The sequence below is a fragment of the Nocardia fodinahabitans genome, assembly GCF_052983615.1.
In genome coordinates, this window is sequence record NZ_JBRJJC010000001.1 from 5275182 (window position 1) to 5295205 (window position 20024).

The 20024-nt window shown below is 66.1% G+C and carries 19 protein-coding genes; all 19 read right to left on the minus strand.

Going from position 1 to position 20024, the window contains the following annotated elements; genetic code table 11:
* Positions 1-546, minus strand: coding sequence for a hypothetical protein (locus NV348_RS24525; protein ID WP_447148933.1), 546 nt, complete (start codon positions 544-546; stop codon positions 1-3).
* Complete coding sequence (locus NV348_RS24530; RefSeq protein ID WP_447148934.1) at positions 543-941, minus strand: DUF6915 family protein; 399 nt, start codon at positions 939-941, stop codon at positions 543-545. The genes NV348_RS24525 and NV348_RS24530 overlap by 4 nt, the downstream gene beginning before the upstream one ends.
* Positions 942-943: 2 nt before the next feature.
* Positions 944-1150, minus strand: coding sequence for a hypothetical protein (locus tag NV348_RS24535; protein ID WP_447148935.1), 207 nt, complete (start codon positions 1148-1150; stop codon positions 944-946).
* A complete protein-coding gene (locus NV348_RS24540; RefSeq protein ID WP_447148936.1) occupies positions 1150-1683 on the minus strand; it encodes a hypothetical protein in 534 nt (177 codons plus the stop codon). The genes NV348_RS24535 and NV348_RS24540 overlap by 1 nt, the downstream gene beginning before the upstream one ends.
* Positions 1680-2561 carry an SPFH domain-containing protein gene (locus NV348_RS24545; RefSeq protein ID WP_447148937.1) on the minus strand — a complete coding sequence of 294 codons (882 nt, stop codon included), beginning with the start codon at positions 2559-2561 and terminating at the stop codon, positions 1680-1682. Before NV348_RS24545 ends, NV348_RS24540 begins: the two co-directional genes overlap by 4 nt.
* A gap of 63 nt (positions 2562-2624) precedes the next feature.
* The gene (locus tag NV348_RS24550) at positions 2625-2891 is read right to left on the minus strand and encodes a hypothetical protein (protein ID WP_447148938.1); all 267 of its coding nucleotides are present in this window, start codon (positions 2889-2891) and stop codon (positions 2625-2627) included.
* Positions 2891-3781, minus strand: a complete 891-nt coding sequence (gene thyX / locus NV348_RS24555; RefSeq protein ID WP_447148939.1) for an FAD-dependent thymidylate synthase — start codon at positions 3779-3781, stop codon at positions 2891-2893. Before thyX ends, NV348_RS24550 begins: the two co-directional genes overlap by 1 nt.
* An 83-nt stretch (positions 3782-3864) precedes the next feature.
* On the minus strand, positions 3865-4386 hold the full coding sequence (locus tag NV348_RS24560; RefSeq protein ID WP_447148940.1) for a hypothetical protein: 522 nt from the start codon (positions 4384-4386) through the stop codon (positions 3865-3867).
* Positions 4387-6147 (minus strand): phage upper tail fiber protein, encoded by a 1761-nt coding sequence (locus NV348_RS24565; RefSeq protein ID WP_447148941.1) that lies wholly within the window; start codon positions 6145-6147, stop codon positions 4387-4389.
* The gene (locus NV348_RS24570) at positions 6144-6467 is read right to left on the minus strand and encodes an LtfC-like domain-containing protein (RefSeq protein ID WP_447148942.1); all 324 of its coding nucleotides are present in this window, start codon (positions 6465-6467) and stop codon (positions 6144-6146) included. Before NV348_RS24570 ends, NV348_RS24565 begins: the two co-directional genes overlap by 4 nt.
* A complete protein-coding gene (locus NV348_RS24575; protein WP_447148943.1) occupies positions 6464-6847 on the minus strand; it encodes a hypothetical protein in 384 nt (127 codons plus the stop codon). The genes NV348_RS24570 and NV348_RS24575 overlap by 4 nt, the downstream gene beginning before the upstream one ends.
* 6 nt (positions 6848-6853) lie before the next feature.
* Positions 6854-7696: a hypothetical protein gene (locus NV348_RS24580; protein ID WP_447148944.1), complete on the minus strand. Its 843-nt coding sequence runs from the start codon at positions 7694-7696 to the stop codon at positions 6854-6856.
* Positions 7693-8169: a hypothetical protein gene (locus NV348_RS24585; protein WP_447148945.1), complete on the minus strand. Its 477-nt coding sequence runs from the start codon at positions 8167-8169 to the stop codon at positions 7693-7695. The genes NV348_RS24580 and NV348_RS24585 overlap by 4 nt, the downstream gene beginning before the upstream one ends.
* Before the next feature lie 2 nt (positions 8170-8171).
* Positions 8172-8378, minus strand: coding sequence for a holin (locus tag NV348_RS24590; protein ID WP_447148946.1), 207 nt, complete (start codon positions 8376-8378; stop codon positions 8172-8174).
* On the minus strand, positions 8368-9246 hold the full coding sequence (locus tag NV348_RS24595) for a peptidoglycan recognition protein family protein (RefSeq protein ID WP_447148947.1): 879 nt from the start codon (positions 9244-9246) through the stop codon (positions 8368-8370). The genes NV348_RS24590 and NV348_RS24595 overlap by 11 nt, the downstream gene beginning before the upstream one ends.
* 196 nt (positions 9247-9442) lie before the next feature.
* Entirely contained in the window at positions 9443-9892 is a 450-nt protein-coding gene (locus NV348_RS24600; protein WP_447148948.1) for a phage gene 29 protein family protein, read from the minus strand.
* A 13-nt stretch (positions 9893-9905) separates the two neighbouring features.
* Positions 9906-11549, minus strand: coding sequence for a Gp37-like protein (locus tag NV348_RS24605; protein ID WP_447148949.1), 1644 nt, complete (start codon positions 11547-11549; stop codon positions 9906-9908).
* A complete protein-coding gene (locus tag NV348_RS24610) occupies positions 11546-12436 on the minus strand; it encodes a phage tail protein (protein WP_447148950.1) in 891 nt (296 codons plus the stop codon). The genes NV348_RS24605 and NV348_RS24610 overlap by 4 nt, the downstream gene beginning before the upstream one ends.
* A 50-nt stretch (positions 12437-12486) precedes the next feature.
* Positions 12487-20007 carry a transglycosylase SLT domain-containing protein gene (locus NV348_RS24615; protein ID WP_447148951.1) on the minus strand — a complete coding sequence of 2507 codons (7521 nt, stop codon included), beginning with the start codon at positions 20005-20007 and terminating at the stop codon, positions 12487-12489.
* Positions 20008-20024 lie beyond the last annotated feature (17 nt).

Here is a 20024-nt window from a genome sequence, read left to right on the forward strand (position 1 = left end):
TCAGTCGTGCTCGTAGTGCTCGACGTTGAATCCCGCGGTGGTGGCGGTCACCTGCGCGGGATCACCGAAGTGGGTGAGAAGGTCGCGGTCGTAGGCGCCCGACTGGAGGGCGTTGCTGAACTTCTCGAGCGCGTCGACGATGTCGGGGCTGGCCTGCGGGTATCGGGGTGCCCATCCCTCTTCGTGGGCGTGGCGAACGGGGTCGTTGTAGTAGCGCAGGGACCACACGTCGACGAAGTCCCCGTCGTCCTCGTCCTCGGTGTCGGTGTCGGTGTCGATGAGGGTCTCGGAGTTCGCGTCGTCAGGGGTCACCGGACTGAACCTCAGCGCGGGTTCGCACGCATCGAACGTGCAGGCGTCACCGTCGTTGAAGTAGGGCGTGTACTGCTCCCACCGCACTGCCGCGACGCCAGGCAGCGCCAGGACGATGTCGAGCAGGTCGATCAGCGCGGCGATGGGGCGCTGATCGACAGGGGCATCGCTGTAGTGGTTGATGGTGCCGGTGATCGGGCGGCCGGCGAGTTCGGTCGGTGTGGCGGTGGTCATGATTCCGTTCCGTGTGCTCGATTGGGGTGCGGCAGAGAGGAATTCAGCAACTCCTCGCGGCCGATGAATTTGTTGCGTTTGCCGCCCATCCAGGTTTTGCAGGTCAGGCACGCTGACCAGTCAGCTGGGGAGGGGAGCCAGCCGAGGTCCTCGAGGATGTGGTTCTCGGCGATGTCGCGGACGAGGATGACCTTGTCCGCGGAGTTGGTGATCGTGCGGCCGAACACTTCCTGCGCCATCCACGGGCCGTGGCTGTTGTGCCGGTACTGGCGGTGGGTGACGTCGCCGACGATCGACTTGAAGGCGTCGATCCACTCGTGGATGGCGATGTAGTCGTCCGGCTCGCCGCCGAAGTGGCGGGCGCTGGCTTGGGCGTGTACCCACGACTGCGCCATGGTCAGGACTCCGTTGGCGTAGGCGTTCCGACTTCGGTGACGCTGTCGGCCATGAACGTCACGGTGATCAGCGCGATGCCTGATGCTTGGTCGATTTCGACGGTCGGGCCGGATTCAGTGATGTGCCACGGGAATTCCTCGCCGTCAACGTGCATGGTGCGGGCGTCGTGGTCGATAACGACGAGGTCGGGCAGGGTCTGTTCAGCCATCACAGGTCCTTGACGGGGTAGAGGGCGTAGCCGTCCCACTTGATTTCGGGCATGGTGTCGCGGGCGATCCGGGCTTCGAGCCCGATTTCGTCGCGGGTGAGGAACGGCGCGGGAAGCTGCTCCATGAACTGGCGGCCGAGTGCATCCTGGAAGCCGAGTAGGTACCCGGCTGGCGGCTTGCTGAGCCGTCGGCGTTGCGGGCGTTTCTCTCGCGGCTGCGGGTGCATGTGGGCGACACCGAATTTGGTGAGGTAGAAGCCGCCATAGCAACCGCAGCAGCACCCGTCGATCCAGCCCTTGGCGTGTAGGCGACGCAGCTTGGCCAATGCGAGCTTGTGCGGCACCGGGTAGGGCCGCTGCTCGGTCGGCCGGGCCACGGCGTCGAAGCCGTAGTCCTTGAGGCTGGCGACGACTTCGCCGAGCGTCGCCCAGGTGCCGTTGCGTCCGTTGATGAGCTGGATGATGGTCAGCAGCACGGCATCTGGGATGTCGGCGGCCTTGCTCAGCGGGATCGACGGGTGGTGCGGGTTCATCGTGCGGGGATGGTCACGGCCATGCCGTTGCCGGGCCAGCACTGGAAGCCGACCGGCAGTTGGTGGCCGGCGGCGACCAATTCCAGGCAGCGCGCAACGAGCACATTCGGATCACGGCTCACCGAATCGGCCAACACACGGTTGGCTTGCGCCTGGGCGGCGGCGGTGCGCTGGGACTCCTCGGCGATGCGGGTGCTCGCCAGCTGGGCCTGGACTGCGTTGATGCGGTCCTGGGTCTGGGTGTCGAAGTGGACCAGCGCGATGATGACGTTCTGGACGTCGATCTGAGACTTGATCTTGGCCTGGATCTTCGCCGTGACCGCGGCGGACAGATCCGGCAGCTTGGGTGCGTTGGCGTCGAGCGGGTTGTAGGCGGCGAACACCTCAGACAGGGCCGCGTTCAGTTCGCGGGTGACCAGCGATTCGCGGATTCGCTCATCGGACTGGTAGTCGCGGAACAGTTCGTCCGCGGCGGTCGGAACCAGTCGCCACCTGATGGTGTTGTCCACGCACGCGGTTGAGCCGTTGGCCAGCCGCACCGAGGTGCCGCCGTCGCAACGTCCCTCCCGCCAGCCGCCGACCTGTGAGTCGGTGTGGATGGTTCCCGACAGTTCGGGAACGCGCTGCCAGGGGGCGATGAAGTGCAGGCCGTTGCTCAGGGTGGAGACCGGCTTGCCGAAGCTGGTGACCACGCCGATGTTGCGGGTGCCGACGATGGTGGTCGAGGCGGAGCCGAATCCGAGTACGGCCAGCAGTCCGGTGGCGATGAACACCACGGACGCGGTGCGGCGGTCACGCGGGCTGGCCAGCTTGTAGAAGGCCAGTGCGGCGAGGGCGACCAGCGTGAGTATCACGCTGATGACGAACATGAAGGGCATGGCTGCTTTCTGAGATCGGTGGAAGGGGCGAGTGGGCCGCCGTGCGAGGGCGACCTGGAAGGGTTACTGGGCGCCGGGAGCCAGATCTGGAGCGCGCAGGAGCCGACGGGTCAGCGCATCCAGCGACACACCGAGGCGTTCGGAGATCCGTTCGGCCGCCATGCCGAAGCTGGTCATGTGCGCCAACTCTTCGACGAGCACCTCATCGGTGATCAGGGCGCAGGCGTCGCGGCTGATGGAGGCAGACTTGCGGCGGGCCGCGGCGATCTGGCCGATGCTCACGTCGACATCGACATCCCACCGTTTCGGGTAGCGCTGCGACGGCAGCATCACGCCGCCCGCAGATCGGCGACGATCAGGTGGGCCAGCTCGTGAAGGTCGAGCACTTCGGGTCCGCGCGCCGAGTTGATCCAGGCTCCACCGTTGCCCGCGTTGTCGGTGATCTCGATCGCGGAGAAGGTGCTGAGGTAGCCGGCGAGGGAGGTGCGGACCTTGGAGACCTGTTCGGCGGACGACAGCGCCGGAACCCAGTTCGCGCGCGCCTTGGGGCCGAACACGTTCGGGGCCTTGTTCGCGAGCTGGCGGCCGATCTCGGCGGCGAGGCGGCGGTGCTCGGCATCGGCATGGGGCGAATCCCGCTTGATCAGGTATTCGATCCACGACCGGTAGTTGCCGGTGATCGTGATCCTGGTTTCGGTGTTCTCGGGCAGAAACGCTCGCGCTGCCTCCCTGGCCTGCTTACGTTCGACACCGCGCTCGAGGTAGCGCTGAACATGGCGGCGGTATCGGCTGATCGCATCCTCGGCATGACGGGTCAGGTCCGAGATCGCGTCCTGGTCGCCGTCGTAGAGCGGTGGCACGACGAACGCGAGGTCGCGGTCGTCGACGAAGCGCTGTGATACCTGGGAGGGGCTCAGGTGGCGGTGGCGCACCAGCTCGTGGGTGAGCGCGCGGGTCACACCGCGCACATAGAAGGTGGCCGTGGCGTGCTCGAGGACCGACAAGTGCCGGTGGTCGAGGATGTTGGCCAGGTAGCCGGTGGCGGTGGCGGTGGCGCGGTTGGGGCGGCCGAAGCTCTGGTAGCAGACGCGCCCGGCGAACACCGCCAGTTCCTCGCCATTGTCGGCGGCATCGGCGTTGAGGGCGTAGTCGACGCTGGCGGGCACGACGAAGTCGGTTTCCGCGATCAGCTCGACGCTCAGAGGGGCGAACACAACCATGGACCGAAGCCTATAAACCGCGTAAAACCTCGGAACCGAAGGTGTAAACGTGCTGGTGGAGGCGCTTTACGCCTCGGTGCGCCTCATGGGATGTGGGCGCGGAGGTACGCGTTTGCGTTGGCGGCGATGTTGGGCCCGCTGTTGAACTGCGACCCGCCGCGGGCATGGAGCATCAGCACGCTTCCCGCTGGCACGCTCATCCCGGAGATGCTGACGGTGGCGGTCCCGCTGCCGAACGCGGGGGCCGTGGCCTGGGCGCCGGTCTGCACCGAGGCGCCGTTGAGGTAGAGCTGGAGCGTCAGATTGAACGCATACGACGTGCCCGAACTGAACGGGATCGACGCCGACAGGGTGACGTTTTCTCCTGCGTTCGGGATCACCAGGCTGTCAGAGGAGACGGCCGACCCGGCGTAGGCAGGGTCGGCGGTGAACCCCTTGACCTGCGCCCACGCGGTGGTGGTCTGGTGAGCGGTGGTGAGCTTGGCGCTGGCCGGGGTGAATGGCTGCCCATCCCAGAGCAGGGTTGAGCCGAGGCTGATCCGCAGCAGCGGTGTCGCGCCGAGGGAGGCCTTCACGATGGTGGCAGTGCCAGTGGATCCCGCCATTTATGCCGACCTGAGGTAGATGGTGTTCGGGTCCTTGGTGGCGATCGCCGTGAATTGAGCTTCGGTGCCGACCCAGAGGGTGAGTGTGCGCGGGCCGGCGTTGTCGGCGCCCGCGACGAATCCGGTCGCCAGCTTCGACAGCGCGATCCCCGCACCGGCGGCGATCTTGGCGTTGGTGACCGAACCGTCGACGGGCGTGCGCTGATCGGACAGGCGCGCGTCGTCGCCAGCAGCGGCAGTTCCCGCGACTGTGCCGAGGGCAAGGCTCGAGGTGCCAGCGCCGAGGGCGGAGCGCGCAGCACTGGCGGAGGCGGCGGTCATCACCGCTCGGCCGATAGTGGTGGAGTCGGTAATGTCGGCGGCAGCGGTGGTCACCGCTCCCGTTCGCCCGTTCACGCTGGACACCGGTGAGGCCGGGTAGGTGCGTTCGCGCCAATTCGACAGGGCTGTGGAGGGTTCGGCGATGACCTGCCAGTCGGTGCCGGTGTCGGTGCGTGTGCACCAGTCGCCGCGTTGTCCGCCCAGTGTGAGCATCGCGGACTCGGAGGCGACGGCGCCGAGGAACTCGGTCAAGGCGACCGCTGGGATGATCGCGGCGGGCAGCTTGCCGGAGCCATCGACCTGGACTGCGCTGTCGGCCTTGCCGAGCGAGGTCTGAACGGCCGATTCCAGGTCCGTTTTCGGGATGCCGGCAGCAGGCTTGGTGTAGGACTGATCGGCCTTGCCCAGCGACGCTTGGACAGCCGTGTGCAGGTCCGTGCGGGGGATCCCGTCGGCGGGCTTTGTGTACTTGGCGTTCACGGCGGCGACGTCGGCCTTGCCGGACCAGCCTGTGACGACCGGGTGCTCGAAGGTTCCGCCCAGCTCGCCCGGCGTTGAACCGGGCAGCATGATGCCGCCCTTGATCGAGACATCGGCGTTGGGGATACCGGAACCGACTGTCTCGGCGGCTGATTCGGCCCAGTGCTGCGCGTCGGCGGCCGAGGCGGCTGCGGCGATCTTGGCGGTGGTGGCGTCGCTGGCCGCCGAGACCGCGGTGTCGCGTGCGCTGGTGGTGGTGTCGCGTGCGGAGATCGCGTCGGAGGCCGACGTTGCGGCGGCACTGGCCGACGATGCGGCCTGCGTGCGGTGGGTGCCGGCAGTGGCGGCATCTGTGGCTGCGGCAGTGGCCGAGTCCGTGGCCGCGGTGGCTTTGCTGGTCGCTGTCGCTGCTGCGGCCTGCGCTGTGTCGCGCGCGGCGGTGGCTTCTTCGGCGGAGTCGGATGCAGAAGATGCCGAAGCAGTCGCTGAACCTGCTGCACCGGTGGCGATCTCGGCTGCCGAGTTCGCCTCGGTGGCAGCGGTGCTTGCTTGGGTGGCAGCTGCGGTGGCAGCGGCCAAGGCGGGCACGGGAACATCGACCTGCGTCGGCGCCACGGTCATGGTGAAGCGCAGGCCGTCGGTGGTCGCGGCGATGGAGACGACACCGCGGCCGGGATCGCCCTGGTCGCCCTTGAGCGGAGCGCCATTGCCTTCGGCGGGCCACTGGTAGCCGTTCCATAGGTAGGCGCGGTTGTCGGTGAGCACCAGGTACCCGACACCGGAGTCTGCTGGTCCAAGATCGGTCGGCAGCTCTGCGTAGGTCGACAGCACGCCTGCGAGCTGGAGGCCGGAACCGTCTCGGCCCGCCACGGGCACGAGGACACCGCCCGGGGTGACGGCGTTGTCACCGATTTCGGGGTTGGCCTCCGGTGGCAGGCCAATGATGAATTCGCCCATCATGCAGCCTTCCAGCGACGTACGCGGCCCATGCCGAGCGCGATCGGCTCGGCGGCGGCGGCCTGCTTCCACATCAGGTAGAACGGCGCCCGATCGGCTACGCCGGTGAGTTCTGCGACAGTGAGGATCAGCGTGGCTCGTGGTCCGAGGATCTCGAAGTCCCATCGTCCGGGAGCATCTTCTGGGCCGACGAGGAGGTAGAGCTGGCTGCCGGCCGGGAACGGTTCGCTGCCGTCGCCCCACCGGAACTGCCACTCCAGGCCGCTGTGGTTGCGGATATGCAGCACTCCCTTGGGTGGGGCCTGCCCGATATCGAAGCTCACAGCTTGGACCGCCAATCGGGGTCGTCTGCGTCCATCGCGCGGTATAGCTCGTCCATGAACGCGCCCTCGGGCCCGCACTTGCACATCATGTAGTACAGGTCGCCGGTGGGATCGAATCGCGACAGGGCCTCCATGTCGCGCATGATCGTGCGAACGTATTCCAGGACAGCGGCATTGCTCGGTGCTGACGTCGGCTCCCCGACGGGATCGTAGTTCGGATCATCGCGCATGACCGCCATATACAGTTGCGGCACGGCGAACTCGTGTATGTAGCTACGCGCAGGATCGAGGTTGGAATTGCCGACGTATTTCCGGACACCGAATCCGTCGAGTGCTCGGGCATACATGAATTCCTTCACGTTGCGCAGTGCATCAGGCAAGGGGAATTACCTCAGGACGTAGAAGGGGAGCTTGTCGCTGTTGCCGTAGTCGAGTCGGCTTTCGGCGATGGTGGCGGGGATGCCGGAGGAAGAGGGCCCGTACCAGCAGTAGTTCTTCCTCGGGTACACGACCGCTGGCGGGGTGATGTCGGTGAGCGTCGTGCACATGAGCGAGTTGCAGGTCTGGAAAGCATTGGTGACCTGGAGCAGTCCGACAGCGAAGATGTCGCCCTGCTTGGCCGTGAGGACGGTGCCGATATTGAACCGGTACTCGGTGTTGGTGCTGCCCATCTGCTCGCGAAAGTTCATCGCTGCCGACAGCGGGTTGAGCAGGGTCAGGTTGCCGGTGGCCCTGTCGACCGAGAACACCCCGATGTGGAATGCCTGGATGCCCAGGGCGGTCACCGCATTCCCCGTGATGAAGCCGACCTCGGTGTAGGTGCGGTCGCGCGGGGTGATGATGTAGCCGATCTCCACATTGGCGTTGCCGTTGCCAGCGGGCTTGTAGTCCGGGATCGACCGCAGTGAATGCGAGTGCGAATTCTCTCCACTGCCACCGCTGCTGGTGCTCGACGCGGCGCCGAAGCTGAGCTGGGATCGCGGGAACGTGGAGTCCTCGTTGCTGATGATGGACTGCCACAACGGCGACCCGATGGGGATCTGCGACAGACCCGGCTTGGAGTCGAGCGGGCTCTCAACCTGGTCGACGAATTTCTGGCGAGCCGCGCCGTAGGCAAGTCGGATTCCACCGGTCATGACGCTCAGGGCAGAGTCCTCGTCGAGGTCATAGCCGTAGGTCGAGCCGAACTTGTACGCGCCATCAGGTGGATTGCCAACGGGGTAGGTCACCGCGGCGCCTTTCGGTACTCGGCCAATTCTGCTCGTAGGGCAGCGATTTCGACCATCGCTGCCGATAGCTGCGCTGTGGTGGCGGCCAGTTCGTCGGAGGTGCTCGACAGGCGATCACGCAGATCGTCGAGCTGGGCTTGATGGCGTTCGGAGTCCTCGCGGCGCTGGCGCAGAAGGTCATCGAGCTGGTCTTGGTAGCGGTCGGCGTCCTCACGCGATTGGCGCAGCACCGCATCGAGCTGGGCGGAGACCCCGGCCAGCTGAATCGACAGCAGCCGGTTGCGCTCGTCGTGCAGGGCCGCCGCGGCGGCCTCGATACGCGCCTGGCGCTCGATCTTCCGGACGCCGCGATTGCTGACGAACCCGAAGATCGGAGCGATCAGCTCACGCACGCGCGGCACGGCCGTCGCGGCGACGGTGATCACGGCGGCGATCACCGTCGCCCACACCACCCACGGGTGTGTTTCGGGCATCGTTACTCCTTGGCGACCGCGTCGCCGCCGACGTTGTGCAGCAGTGCGATCAACGCGGCCAGGCCGGCCGCGGAGACGCTGGCGCGCCAATCGGCATCCAGCACGCCGGTGAAGACCACGAGCGAGCCAGCGAGGGACTGAGCAAAGGTGCGCACCGAGCGCTTTCCGGCCTCGAGCAGGCCGGCGGTGGTGAAGACATCAGGCAGCATGGGCGGTTTCCTCCCGGGACAGTGGGCAATTCGCGCACCGGGCACCGGTGCACGTGGTGTCGACCTCGCCGAGCGCCTTCACCAGCGTTTCGAGCTTGGCGTCGATCTCGAGGACGTAGCGGGCGAGCGAGGCGTGGAAGGCCTGCTCGGCGGGCTTGCCAGAACGCAGGTCATACAGCGATGCCAGGCCGGGGTTGTCGCCCGTGTCGCGTCCGCCGGTCAGCTCCTGGCGGATGTCCTTGACGTCGGAACCGATCGGACCGCAGAACGCTGCGATGAAATCGGTGATGATCTTGACTTCTGCGGCGCTCAAATCGGCGTCCTCTCCGTTGTCGATGAAGCTCTGTACATCGGCCCGGAAGGCATGCATGTCGATCCCCGCGGGGTCGATCTTGCCTTCGGAGCTGTACTCGCGGTGGGCCACGCAGCCCTCCTCGGCGCTGCGGCCGATGCGGCGCAGGATCGCGGCCACGCCGCGCTTGTAGGCATCGAGCTGCACGTCGGTCCAGTCATCGCCGTATCCGCGCGAGACGGCCTCGATGCCGATGACGTGGTAATTGGCGTTGTTGGTCGGCCATCCGGGCCACGATCCGCGACCGGCATGCCAGCACACCCCCGCAGCGATCACGCGGTAGGTCCCGTCGCGTTCGAGCACCAGCTGCGCGAGCGGTCCCGGCAGATCGGCGCGGCCGTACTGGACGATCCGCCAGTCATTGGTGCCGCCGCCGGCAGTGTGGTGGCAGAGCACTCCGCGGATGTCGGCGAAGTCGCCATGGCCGCGGTCGCGCCAGCCCTCGTGCTCGATGACGGTCAGACCTGCATCGCGCAGCACATCGGCCAGCCAGATCGGATCACCGCTCCATGCCATGGGTCTCCATCCCCGCCGGACACGGCCCACAACACGGGGAAGGTCACGACGTCGCAAACCGCCCACACCGGCCGCGGAAATGTGCCGCGATCCGGGGGCGAACGAAATTCCTCCCGCAGGCTTGGCGAGGGCCAGACAACCTACGGGGCGTCCTCATTATCTGATGTCCCGGAGGCTGGTGGAAGATCATCTGTATTCAGACGACCTGTGCGTAATTCGGCGGTGGCTCTGGATCGGGGATATATCCCTTTGCTCGCCACATTGCGACCATCGCATCGCGTTCCTGCGGCGTGAGCTGATCCGGGTCCGGCAGGTTGATCACCGCCGGTTCAGGGGTGTCCATCGGTACCCACTGGCAGCCCGGGTTGAAATGCGACTGGTCGCCTCGTTGGGGCCGAAGGAACTTCTTCGTCTGCCGAGGAAGGTCGCTGATGTGGATGTAGCCATCGGCGTTGGCTTTCGCGGCCAGGTACGGGCCCCAGACGAATCCGATCTCCGAAAGATGGGTCGAGATCGCATCAGCCCAGGCGGCGGGCAGGGAGGTTCCAGACGGGCCCGTTCCGACGCCTGGAACGTTTCGCAACGCCCACGAGAAATGCTCTGCCGGATTGTCGAGATTCGACGTCTGGAGAGTTTTAAGAGCCATTATTCAGTTGTCCTTAAAGAACGCCCAAGTCCTGAATGAGACCGAGCACATCCTGTAGAGCTTCCCATGCCTTCACGACAGGGTCCTTGTGTTCTCGCTTGCCGATAGTGATCTTCCAGCCCGGAGCACGTTCGCGGTCCCACGACAGCGACACTTCCGACACCTGGTCGATGAAGATTCGTCCGGGCTTCATCCCGCGGACCGTGCTGCCGATCCGGTCGCCGAGGTAGAAGTGTCCGTGCCCCTGCGCGCCGATCCGGTACGGCGCACCGTCGGCTACGACCACCTCATGAGAGATTTGCTCTCGGGTAGCCCACATGCCCGCTCGCATGGCGAGGAGCCAGCCGAGGGTGTAGGCGCGGTCGGCGCCCTCGCTGAACGACTCGTGGTACCGACTGGGGCCGAGGCGTTGGGCTCGGGCGATGTTCTTCCACTTACCGAAGGCCAGAATTGTGTCTGTGTACAGGGGTTTTAGCAAAGCATCGAGTGCGCCGCCGATAGGTGGAACGACGATGGCGGCGGCGATCAGATCCCCTGCGGTCTGTACCGCCGCGGAGATCAACTCGTTCACGTAGGGCGCCGACTTACCTCCGGCTACGACGCCCACGTCGGTCGCTGGCTGGATGCTGAATGTGCTTGTCTGGATGCCTGTGCCCGGTCCGTCGCGGTAGATCACCCATGGCGCGGTCGGCACGGTTCCCAGGTAGTCCGGGTCGCCGTATTGCGGCGGCGGATCGACGTTGGGGTCATCGGCAATGTCGATGCCCTCCTCGAGCCCGTTCTCATCAAGGCCGATAATCGCCTTGACCAAACCGGTGAACAAATTGCCGAAATACGACGTCACCAGTCCTGAGGCGCCCTTGTTGACCAAATCGACAACGAGGCACCCGTGACGCACATTGGCACCTGGCCACGGCGGCGGATCGCCCTGGAGCCATCGTCGGAAAGTCCACGTCAGCTGTGCATCGGCTACGATCTTCTTGCCGACCTCGTGCAGTGACTTCATGCGCGAATGCACCAGTGCGGGCATGGACGTGTCGGACTCGAGGGAACCGGGCGCTACGACAATCCACCACTTGCTCTGATCGAGGTTGAACCAGCTCGACGCATCGAGCGGATCATCGGGCAGAGTCCAGGCCGAACTTTCCAACCTGGCGATATTCAGAAAAGCGCAGAGCTTGAGCGCCCATGAGGCGCTTCCGAATAGGAAAAAATGGCGCGGAAATTGTATCTCTGGGGGGAGCGCCGGATTTGGATAGCAAATGATGTGTTTCAATTCTTCGTAATCGTGCTTGAAACTCATCGCGAGAACGCCGGTGCCGTCCTCCTGCTTCCGAACCTCGAACATCGACATGCGCCCCGACCAGCGCACACCGTCTTTGTCGACGGTGAGGTGGATGTTGTCGAGACGGTTGTCGATGTCGACGACCCAATCGGAGATCCAGTAATCCAGCGGCAACTCAAGATGTGCCATGCCGGTTTCGTTGTTCAATTCCGTGATCTCAGCGGAAATGATCTGAGTGACCTTGCCCCGCAGGTTCCAGGCGCCGTCCCACAGCCGCACCAGCGGCGGCTGGAGACGCCAGAACCGCTCCTCGGCGATGTCGCGCTCGAACTCGGCCAGCGCTGCCGCGAAATCTATTGTGGGAACGCTCATTCGAGCCCCCACGGCCGCGACCAGGTCCGCTTGCACAGCACCTGCACTCCGACTCCGGCGGTCGCATTTGTCACCGAGACCGGCAGCTGCGTGGGCGGGGTGTACGCCGGGATCGGGTAGTTGTAGGTGACGCCGTTCATCAGCGACCAGACCTGCGATCCGTTGGGATCTCGCAGCTGGTCCTCGTGCGGGTCGGTGTTCACCAGGAACGTCTGGCCCGGGTTCTGCAACGGCATCTGGATCCGGCGTGCCGCGTCGACCTCAGCTCGCCGGAACCGGCCGTCGCCGAAGCTGTAGTCGGGCAGGGTCCAGCGCGCGCCGCCCTGGAGGACCCAGCGCAGCCACATCTCCTGATCGGTGGGATTGGAGACGGTGACGAACCCGGCGCCGGCGGTCCCTTCGGCCAGCACCCATGTGCTGGTCTGGTCGGTCTCCTCGTACCACCACGGGTCGCCGGCCACCACGGTCATCAGCACGCGGCCGGACTGGAGGATGTTGGGGTCCTTCTCCGGCTTGAACTGAGGCTGCTCGAGCAGGCGGACCTTGAGGTATCGGCGCCCGGATTCCTCTGTCTCGATCCAGAGCTTGCAGTCGCGGTCATAGGCCCACGCCTTGCGCCAGCGAGAATCGTTGGCCTGCCACGAATCTGCGGCTTCTTTTCCGATCCAGACGCCGAAGACGATGTCGCGTCGCAGATGCCGCATACCGGCGTAGCTGGCGCCGATCTGGTGTGCGTGCTCTGTCCAGATCGTTTTCACCGGCGCGTCGAAGATGCCCTCGACGTCGGTGCCCAGGATGACGCCCTCGGCGCCCATGCCGGGGCCCGAGAGCGTGAACCAATCACCGTTCACGCCCTCGAGCTGCACAAGTGTGCGATTGCTCGCCACGTTTCCTCTATTCAGTTGTTATTCAGTTGTTTTCGCAGTTCAGCGGTGGTTCAGCGCATGAAGCTGGCCGCATCCTGCCGTTGGCGGATCGCGTTCTTGCGCAGCGCTTCGTCGATGTTGGTCACGTGGTAGTGCACGTGCTGCTCGACGGTTTTCTGCGCGCCGGTGAACGCCTCGGTCGCCTTTTTCTGGATGTACTCGACGCCGATGTTCTTGTCGTCGTTGCGGTGCAGCTTCACCAGCTGCGACAGGCTGCCCTCACCGGTGATCCCCAAGTCCGAGGTGAATTGATTCCACGTGGCCTCCGCGAAGTTGGACGGGATGTCCTTCCACTTGTTGGCGTAGTACTCCGGCTTTCGGATCTCCATCGCTGCCGCCAGGTAAGGGTCGGTCTCGGTGGTGTCCTTGGGCTGGGTGCCGCCGGTGTCGGCCATGCTCAGATCGCCGGAGTCAGCACTGCCATCGGTGAGCGCCGAGTCGGCGCCGGTGCTGGTATCGGCACCGGTCTCTGTCGTCGAAGCGCCCGATGTCGAGCTGTCGGCACCGGAGGTGCTCGATTCGCTGTCGCCGCTGCCGGTTTCCTTGGCGGTGAGCGACTTGATGCGGTCGACAACGGCCTGGACGACCTTGACGAAGGACTCGACGAACTCGGCCGGGCCGGTTGGCGCGGCAAGGTTCGACACCCCGGGAGCAAGCTTGGCCATCGACTGGAGCAGGCCGGACATGGTCTGCCATTGGTCGTTGGTGAAGACGGGTTCGGGCTTTCCGCTGAGGTTCCAGCCGAATCCGCCGTGCGGCAGCCAGCCACCCTGGTCGTAGCCGTGACCCTTGCCCCACATCGCACCGAGGTCTTCACCCCAGCGCGCCCGGTAATACCTCAGCGCGGCACTGATGTTGGCGTCCGGGTCGGTGCGGTCGTTGGGCAGTAACGGGTTGCGCCAGCGAGCGAATGTTCCCGGGATGACCTGCAAGAGGCCGACCGCCTCGTTGCCGCCCGAGTTCACATCCTGCACCTGCTGGGTGATGTTGGGGTTACCGCCGGACTCGGATTGGATCTGAGCCAGGGTCAACGAGATGTTGCGCTCGTTGGGCTCGAAGCCCTCACGGATCAACGCAGCGATGACCTTGTCGCGCCACTGCGCCGCGCCGGCGCCGATGTCGAAGGCGACATTCCCGGCGTCGACCGAGGACCCCGCCGCGGCGCTGGCAGCGCCGGTGACCGCGTCGAAGATTGCCCTCGGCAGCTTCTCGAGGCCGCTGGCACCGGTGGGTACCTGCTTGGCCAGCTCAGCCATCGGCCCGGTGAGCAGCTCCTGGACCTTGGCGCCGCTCGCGCCGAGCAGGTCGCCACCGAGCGCGGGCATGACCACGTTGGACAGGTCGCCGAGCGCCTTGGCCAGCGCCACGTGGACGTGGTTTCGGTGCCCGGCCATCGTCGCCGGGCCGTAGAAGCTCATGCCGTCGCCGACGTCGCGCCCGTGCTTGATGTTGTGATTGAACGGGCTGTGGATCAGCTCCAGCGTGCTCGACTGGAAGTTCGAGGCCACCCATGCGGCCAGCTGCCGCATGCCGGGCGTCGAGTCGGTCCCATCGGAGAAGTCCGCGGCGTGGCCTGTGGAGTGGTAGCCGTTGTCGGTGAATCGCAGTCCGCTGGTGAGCTGCATGCTCGGCCAGCGTTCCTTGACCGCCGACTCCAGCGAATCCACAATGCCGCCATTGGCGTAGGCACCCTGGATCCGCTGTACCGCTGATACGCCACCAGCGCGGGCTGCGGCGTTCATCCGGTGAATCCAGTCGGCGCCGTAGGCGCGCACGAACTCCGGGCGCATGATCGCTTCGCCTCGGCCGACCGCGACGATGCGATCGTCCACGCCCGGCTGGTAGCCGGGAATGATGCCGCCGCGGTTGTACCCGGAGATGGTGGGGATCACCGCGGTCCACTCGGGCAGGCTGGGCAGTGTCTTGCGGACCTCGTTCCAGGCGTTCTTGAGCGCGGTGTTGAACACGTTGGTGATCAGCCAGTTGATCGGCTCGGCCACCGCGCGTTTGATCCCGGCAAAGGATGCCGTCGAGTCGGTCGCGACGGTCCTGAACTTGGTGTTCAGCTCGTCGAGGCCGCGAACGAGGTTGGGCAGGCCGTGGTCGACGAGCACCACCAGATCGGCGTCGATGGCCGGGCGCAGCTTTCCCCACTCGACCAGCGCGCCCTCGGTGATGTCGGCCTTGAACACCGCGTGCAGGTTGGTGATCGCGGCGATGAATTCGTCGAGCTTCGGCTTCGCTGCGCCAATGCCGTCGACGAGTGCGGTGCTGAGCTTGTTCGCCTTGTCCAGTGCGCCGTCGAACGACGGCAGCAGCCGCTCCTTGTATCCAGCTTCGACGGCCTTGGTGTAGTCGTCGTAGGCCTTGATGGCACCGGTGTAGTCCGGAACGGTCGGGTTGACCGTGGCCGCTGGAGCGGCGGCGGGCACCTGCGCTGCGGGTACGCCAGGCACGGCCAGCTCGCCGAGAGTGTTCGCGGGGGCGGCGACACTCGGCAGGCCGGGCGTACCAGTGACCAGCAGACCCATCGTCCCGGTGGTGCTGTTCGCCGGGGCGGTGCCGTTGCCCGGGACAGCCGCAGGGGCCGCGACAACTAGAGCGGTCGGGCCGGGGATCGCTGCCGCGGGCGCCTGGGCGCGGGGTGCCTGCGCGCGGGTGAAGCTGTCGGGCGCGATGCCGTACTCGGCGAGAACGTTGTCCAGGTCGGCACCCGAGAAGTACTGCCCCGCCTTCGCGCGCGCAGCGTCGGTGATGTTGGCCGTTGCCTGCACCACAGCCGCGCGGGCCGCTTCATCGCTCTTGGTCTGCTCGTAGGTCGTGGCATACACCGCGCCGGCGACGCTGTTGTAGGCCTGCGCCAAGCTGTAGAGCTGCTGATGGAAAGCGGCGCCAGCCTGGCTGTTGACGTCGACCTTGCCGTCAACGTTGACCGACCCGGTCGTGTCGGCGGTGGTGAAGTCGTTGAAGCTGGTCAGCGTCTGGGTAGCCTGCGCCTTGGCTTCGGCGACGGTGAGCCGATTCTGGGTCTGGCGGTTCATCGCCGAGGTGAGCTTGTCAGCGGCGTCGGCGGCATCGAGGTAGCCGGCGCGGACGTCGGCCAGGGCATCGACGAGCTTGGACGCCGAGTTCTGCGTTTGGGTGAAGTTGTCGCGCAGCTTCTGGTACTGCTCGGCCGCGATTCGTCCGCCCTCGGTGCCGTCGAGCAGCTTGGCCTTGAACCGGTCCCATTCCGCGGCGCCGCCGGTGAGCGCAGAGGTCAGTTCGCCGGTGGAGATCTTGAGCGCCTTGAGCTTGTCCAACGCCGCGGTGGCAGCATCGCCGGTCTGGTCGATCTGGAAGTTCTTGGGCGCGTCGAGCTTCTGGGTCCACTCGAACCACGTCATCGGGTTGTAGAAGCGGAACGACTCGAAGGCCTCACCGAACTGCGAGGAGTTCTTCTGGTCCTCGACGGCCTTCTTCCACGCGTCCATCACGTCCTGGGCGCGCTGACGCATCAGCCCCCGGACGTTGTCGTCGACGAAGCCGTCGCTGTTGTTCAGCGCCTTGGTCAGGTCGAAGGAGAACTCGAGGCTGCTCGTGGTCGAGTCTGAGATGGCCTTGAGATGCGACTGCCAGGCGGCCTTGAACTGATCGGCCTTCTGGGTAATGGCGGTGATCGCCAGCACCGCCGCGACCATGGCGACGTTGAACCAGCCACCCATGGCATTGGCCATGGAGTTGGCCCCGGCCGAGATCGAGGTGTAGGCGCTGCTGGCAGCGTTGCGCATGCCGGTGAACGCGGTCTCAGCGGCCAAACGGGTGCCAGGGAACCGGCCAGCGGCAGCGTCGCGGATCCGTGAGAACACCGTCGAGACCCGGTCACGGGTGGTGTTGGCCACCGACTGCACCCGGTCCATCGCCGAGGACGCGGCCGTAGCCACGCCCGGGAACCGGTCCACGGCTGCCTGCCGGATCTCGGTCAGACGCGAGGTAGCGGTGTCACGCAGGTTGGTGAACTGCTCGCGCGCCGCCAACACCGGGTTGGTCAGCATGAAGGGCAGGTTGCGCGAGATCGCCGACATCGGTGCGGCGAGCCTGGACTGCGCCCGTGTGGCCTCAGCCGCCATGCCGCGGTACGCGGTGGAGGCCGCGTTGCGGATCGTGTCGAACATGCCCGACAGCGAGCGCAGCGCGTACATCGCGACGAACGCGGTAGCCACGCCTTCGATCAGGGCAGCCGTCGGACCGAACGACATCAGCGCTTCGACGATGCTGGCCAGGCTCTCGGCGAGAGTTTCGACCACGCTCAGGGTGATGCCGAAGTTCTCCGACACCGGACCCAGCACGTCGACGACTGCCGAACCCAGCGCGGAGATGATGTTGCTCAACTGGGTGGCGATCGAGTTGATCTTGGCGAAGATGGCCTGGATCTTGGTAGCGCCTTCGGCGGACTTGGCCCATGCCTCGAATCGGGCGGTGGCCGCGGTCATCCGCTCGATCATCGAATCGCCTTCGCCACGCATGGCTTTGAAGACCCCGGAGATGCCGCCGAAGGTGTTGGCGACGATCTGGCCGAGCTGGCCCATCTTCTCGATGCCGTTGTTGATCGATTGGTTCAGCTCGCCTGTCTCGCGCTTGAGCGAGATCTTTTCCGACCAGCGCGCCGAGGCATCGGCCAGTGCGTCACCGAGCTGAGGCAGCACTGACGAACCGGCGGTCGCCAGGTCGACGAACATGGTGGTCAGCGGCGCAGCAGCGTCGGCCAGGCCGCGGAACCCGTTGCGGGTGTTGGTGAGGAACTTGTTGTAGTCGGCCTGGGACTTGCCGCTGGACAGTACCGACAGCGAGTCACGGAATCCGCGACCGATCTCGGTGTTGATCGCTGCGAACCCGGCCTTCATGTTCGGCAGCTGTGCGGTGGTGAAGTTTCGGATCGCGGCGCCGGCGCCGTTGGTCAGAGCGTCCTGGGCCGCCCACTTCACCTGCTGCCACGCAGGTTTGATCGAAAGAATGTCGTTGACAAGGCTTTTCGCGTTCGGCGACAGCTTGGCCATCGCCTTGGCGAGCTTGTCGTCCTTGGTGCTGGACTGGAGGTCGGTCCAGGCGTCGGTCATCCGCTCCCAGGCGTCACCGATCGAACGCTGGGCGTCGGAGTTGGCCTGGGCAACCGAGGCGATGGTGTCGGTGACGGCCGAGCGGGCCTCTTCGACCCGCGATTGCGCGTCAGCCAACGCCTCCTTGGCCGCGACGACCTCGTCGGAACCCTCGACCCCCTTGGCCCTGGTCTCGGCGGCGTCATCGTGGTTGTCGCGGTTCTGCTTCCGGGCAACGTCGACGCCGTAATCAGCCTGGTCGATGGCCAGCTGGGCTTCTTCGATGTCGAGTGCCGTCACCCCGTTGCCGGTCTTGAGCAGGTCCGACATGTTCTGGCGTGCACGCTTCTGCGCCAGCACCGCCGAGCGCTCATCCAGGGCGCTGCCGCGCAGGGCATCGCCGAGGCCGCGGATCTTCTCGATCGCCGACTGGCGAGCCTTGGTCAGATTCTCCTGGGCGGTCTGGCTGGATTTGAGGGCCGACTGCACCGACTTCTCCGCGGACGCGATCTGGCGCTGTCCTGCGGCGTAGGTGCGGTCGGCGGACTCGCGCGCACGCTCGTAGGACTGCTCGGCGTCGCGCGCTCGGCGGCGCGAGGCAGTGCGGTCCTCGTCGGACTGGTCCGCGGCCTGGCTGGCGGCCTTGATCGCTGCACCGATGCCGCCCATGCCGGTCACCAGCGATGCGATACCTGTTGCCGCCCCGGCCAATACGGCAGGTAGGGCAGCGAACACGGTCAGCGCCTGCGAAGCGGACGAGATCAGCGGCACCAGGCGAACAGCGCCCAGTGCGGCCATGGCCATGGTGACCGTGGTGGCGATCTGGGTGATCGAGGCGAGCGCGCGACCCAGCAGGATCACCCGCGACATGACCTCGCGAATGTTGTCGCCGACGTGCAGGTCCACGCGCTCGAAGGCCCGCACGACGCGGCTGGCGCCGGTGCGGCTGCCGATGTTTCGCTCGGCACCCACGTAGCGCTCGCGGGCCGAACTCATTCGGATCGCGGCGACCCGTTCCTGGCGCTCAAGGGACTGGTGGGTCTGATACAGCCGGGTGTAGGCGTCGTTGAGTGCGTCGATTTCGGAGGTGTCAGCCTCGCGTAGACGCGCGTGCTCCAGCTCGATCGCGCTCTCGGTGAGCTTGGTGTAGATCCCGTCGCGACGGGAAAGAACCTGCTGGTAGGCGGCTTCGGCGCGGTCCTGCTCCACCGCGGCCTTGGTCAGCGTCGCCATCGCCTCCTGATCGCCAGGCAGAACGCGACGCGCCACACCGGAGCGCTCCGCCAGCTTGGCGATCAACTCCTGCGACCGTTCGACGGCAGGGAACTCTGCGTACTGGGTCTGGCCGGCGCGGGCGCGGGCCATGTTGTTGGCGCGCTCACGCAGCTCGGACATATATGAGGAGTCGAAGCTGGTGTTGGCGATGGCGAACAGCTCGCGCGCCCGCTTCATCTCTGCATGTCGGCTGTCGACAACACCCTTGGCACGGGCGATTGCTGCGTGCAGCGCATCGAGCTGGTCCGACGAGCCTTGGGCACGATTGCCGAGCCGGTTGCGGGTGCGGCCGTTGCCGTTCGGATCGGCGATCGCAGCGGCCAAGGCGTCCAGGTTCTGGTGGTGACGGCGGTTCGCGTCACCGAGATCCTGATAGAGCCGCCGCAGCGACTGCCCAGCCTTGTCGACGTTGTTCGAGATCCGCGCCCAGTCGTCACCGAGTTTGCGAGCCACACCGTTGTTGATGTCGGTGCGACGCAGAACATCCTGGGCGCGATCGGTGTGCCGCCACGGCTGCGGCTTCTTCTTGACCCGCCGCGATTCGGCCTCATCCAGGCGCGCACGCTCAGCGGCGGTGTCGCGATCGAGCCTGCGCTCAGCCGCGGCGCGCCGAGCCGACTCGCGCAGACGCGCATCGTTGCGGTCGGACTCGCGCCGAGCACGGTCCTTGGCATCGACTTCGAGCCGCTCGAGCCGGGCCAGCGCCCTGGCTACGCCCTCGGTCTCGATCTGGTCGATCCGCGCCCGGCCCTTCTCCGTGATCCGGCGCAGATTGTCCTGGTGGGTCTTCTCCCGCGCCTCGGTGGAGTCCTGTCGAGCCCGTCGACGCGCCGCCATAGCCTGATCGGCCCGATCACGCTGGGCCTTGAGCTTGGCCGCGGCGACCTTTTCGACTCGAGCGACCTCGGCGGCGGTGCCCTGGGCATGGCGCACCGAGGTCGCCTTGCCCTCAGCCAGCGCCTTCTTCCGGGCCGCGGCGGCTGAACGGGCGCGGCCCTTTTCGACCGCCGATTCCAGCTCCTGGCCGGCACGCTCGGCACGGGCCTTGTCGACCTCCGGATACAGCTCGACCATGGTGCGCTTGTCGGCGCCCAGCCGCGCGGCCTCCTCCTGCACTTCCTTGCGGAAGCGGCGAAGGTCGGGCGACACCGTGATCTTGATGTGGCCAGCGACGTTGCTCATGAGGTCCTCGCGGCGGG

Coding starts and splice junctions, on each gene's coding strand:
- NV348_RS24525 (WP_447148933.1), bottom strand. CDS start 546: ATGACCACCGCCACACCGACCGAACTCGCCGGCCGCCCGATCACCGGC.
- NV348_RS24530 (WP_447148934.1), bottom strand. CDS start 941: ATGGCGCAGTCGTGGGTACACGCCCAAGCCAGCGCCCGCCACTTCGGC.
- NV348_RS24535 (WP_447148935.1), bottom strand. CDS start 1,150: ATGGCTGAACAGACCCTGCCCGACCTCGTCGTTATCGACCACGACGCC.
- NV348_RS24540 (WP_447148936.1), bottom strand. CDS start 1,683: ATGAACCCGCACCACCCGTCGATCCCGCTGAGCAAGGCCGCCGACATC.
- NV348_RS24545 (WP_447148937.1), bottom strand. CDS start 2,561: ATGCCCTTCATGTTCGTCATCAGCGTGATACTCACGCTGGTCGCCCTC.
- NV348_RS24550 (WP_447148938.1), bottom strand. CDS start 2,891: ATGCTGCCGTCGCAGCGCTACCCGAAACGGTGGGATGTCGATGTCGAC.
- thyX (WP_447148939.1), bottom strand. CDS start 3,781: ATGGTTGTGTTCGCCCCTCTGAGCGTCGAGCTGATCGCGGAAACCGAC.
- NV348_RS24560 (WP_447148940.1), bottom strand. CDS start 4,386: ATGGCGGGATCCACTGGCACTGCCACCATCGTGAAGGCCTCCCTCGGC.
- NV348_RS24565 (WP_447148941.1), bottom strand. CDS start 6,147: ATGATGGGCGAATTCATCATTGGCCTGCCACCGGAGGCCAACCCCGAA.
- NV348_RS24585 (WP_447148945.1), bottom strand. CDS start 8,169: ATGCCCGAAACACACCCGTGGGTGGTGTGGGCGACGGTGATCGCCGCC.
- NV348_RS24590 (WP_447148946.1), bottom strand. CDS start 8,378: ATGCTGCCTGATGTCTTCACCACCGCCGGCCTGCTCGAGGCCGGAAAG.
- NV348_RS24595 (WP_447148947.1), bottom strand. CDS start 9,246: ATGGCATGGAGCGGTGATCCGATCTGGCTGGCCGATGTGCTGCGCGAT.
- NV348_RS24600 (WP_447148948.1), bottom strand. CDS start 9,892: ATGGCTCTTAAAACTCTCCAGACGTCGAATCTCGACAATCCGGCAGAG.
- NV348_RS24605 (WP_447148949.1), bottom strand. CDS start 11,549: ATGAGCGTTCCCACAATAGATTTCGCGGCAGCGCTGGCCGAGTTCGAG.
- NV348_RS24615 (WP_447148951.1), bottom strand. CDS start 20,007: ATGAGCAACGTCGCTGGCCACATCAAGATCACGGTGTCGCCCGACCTT.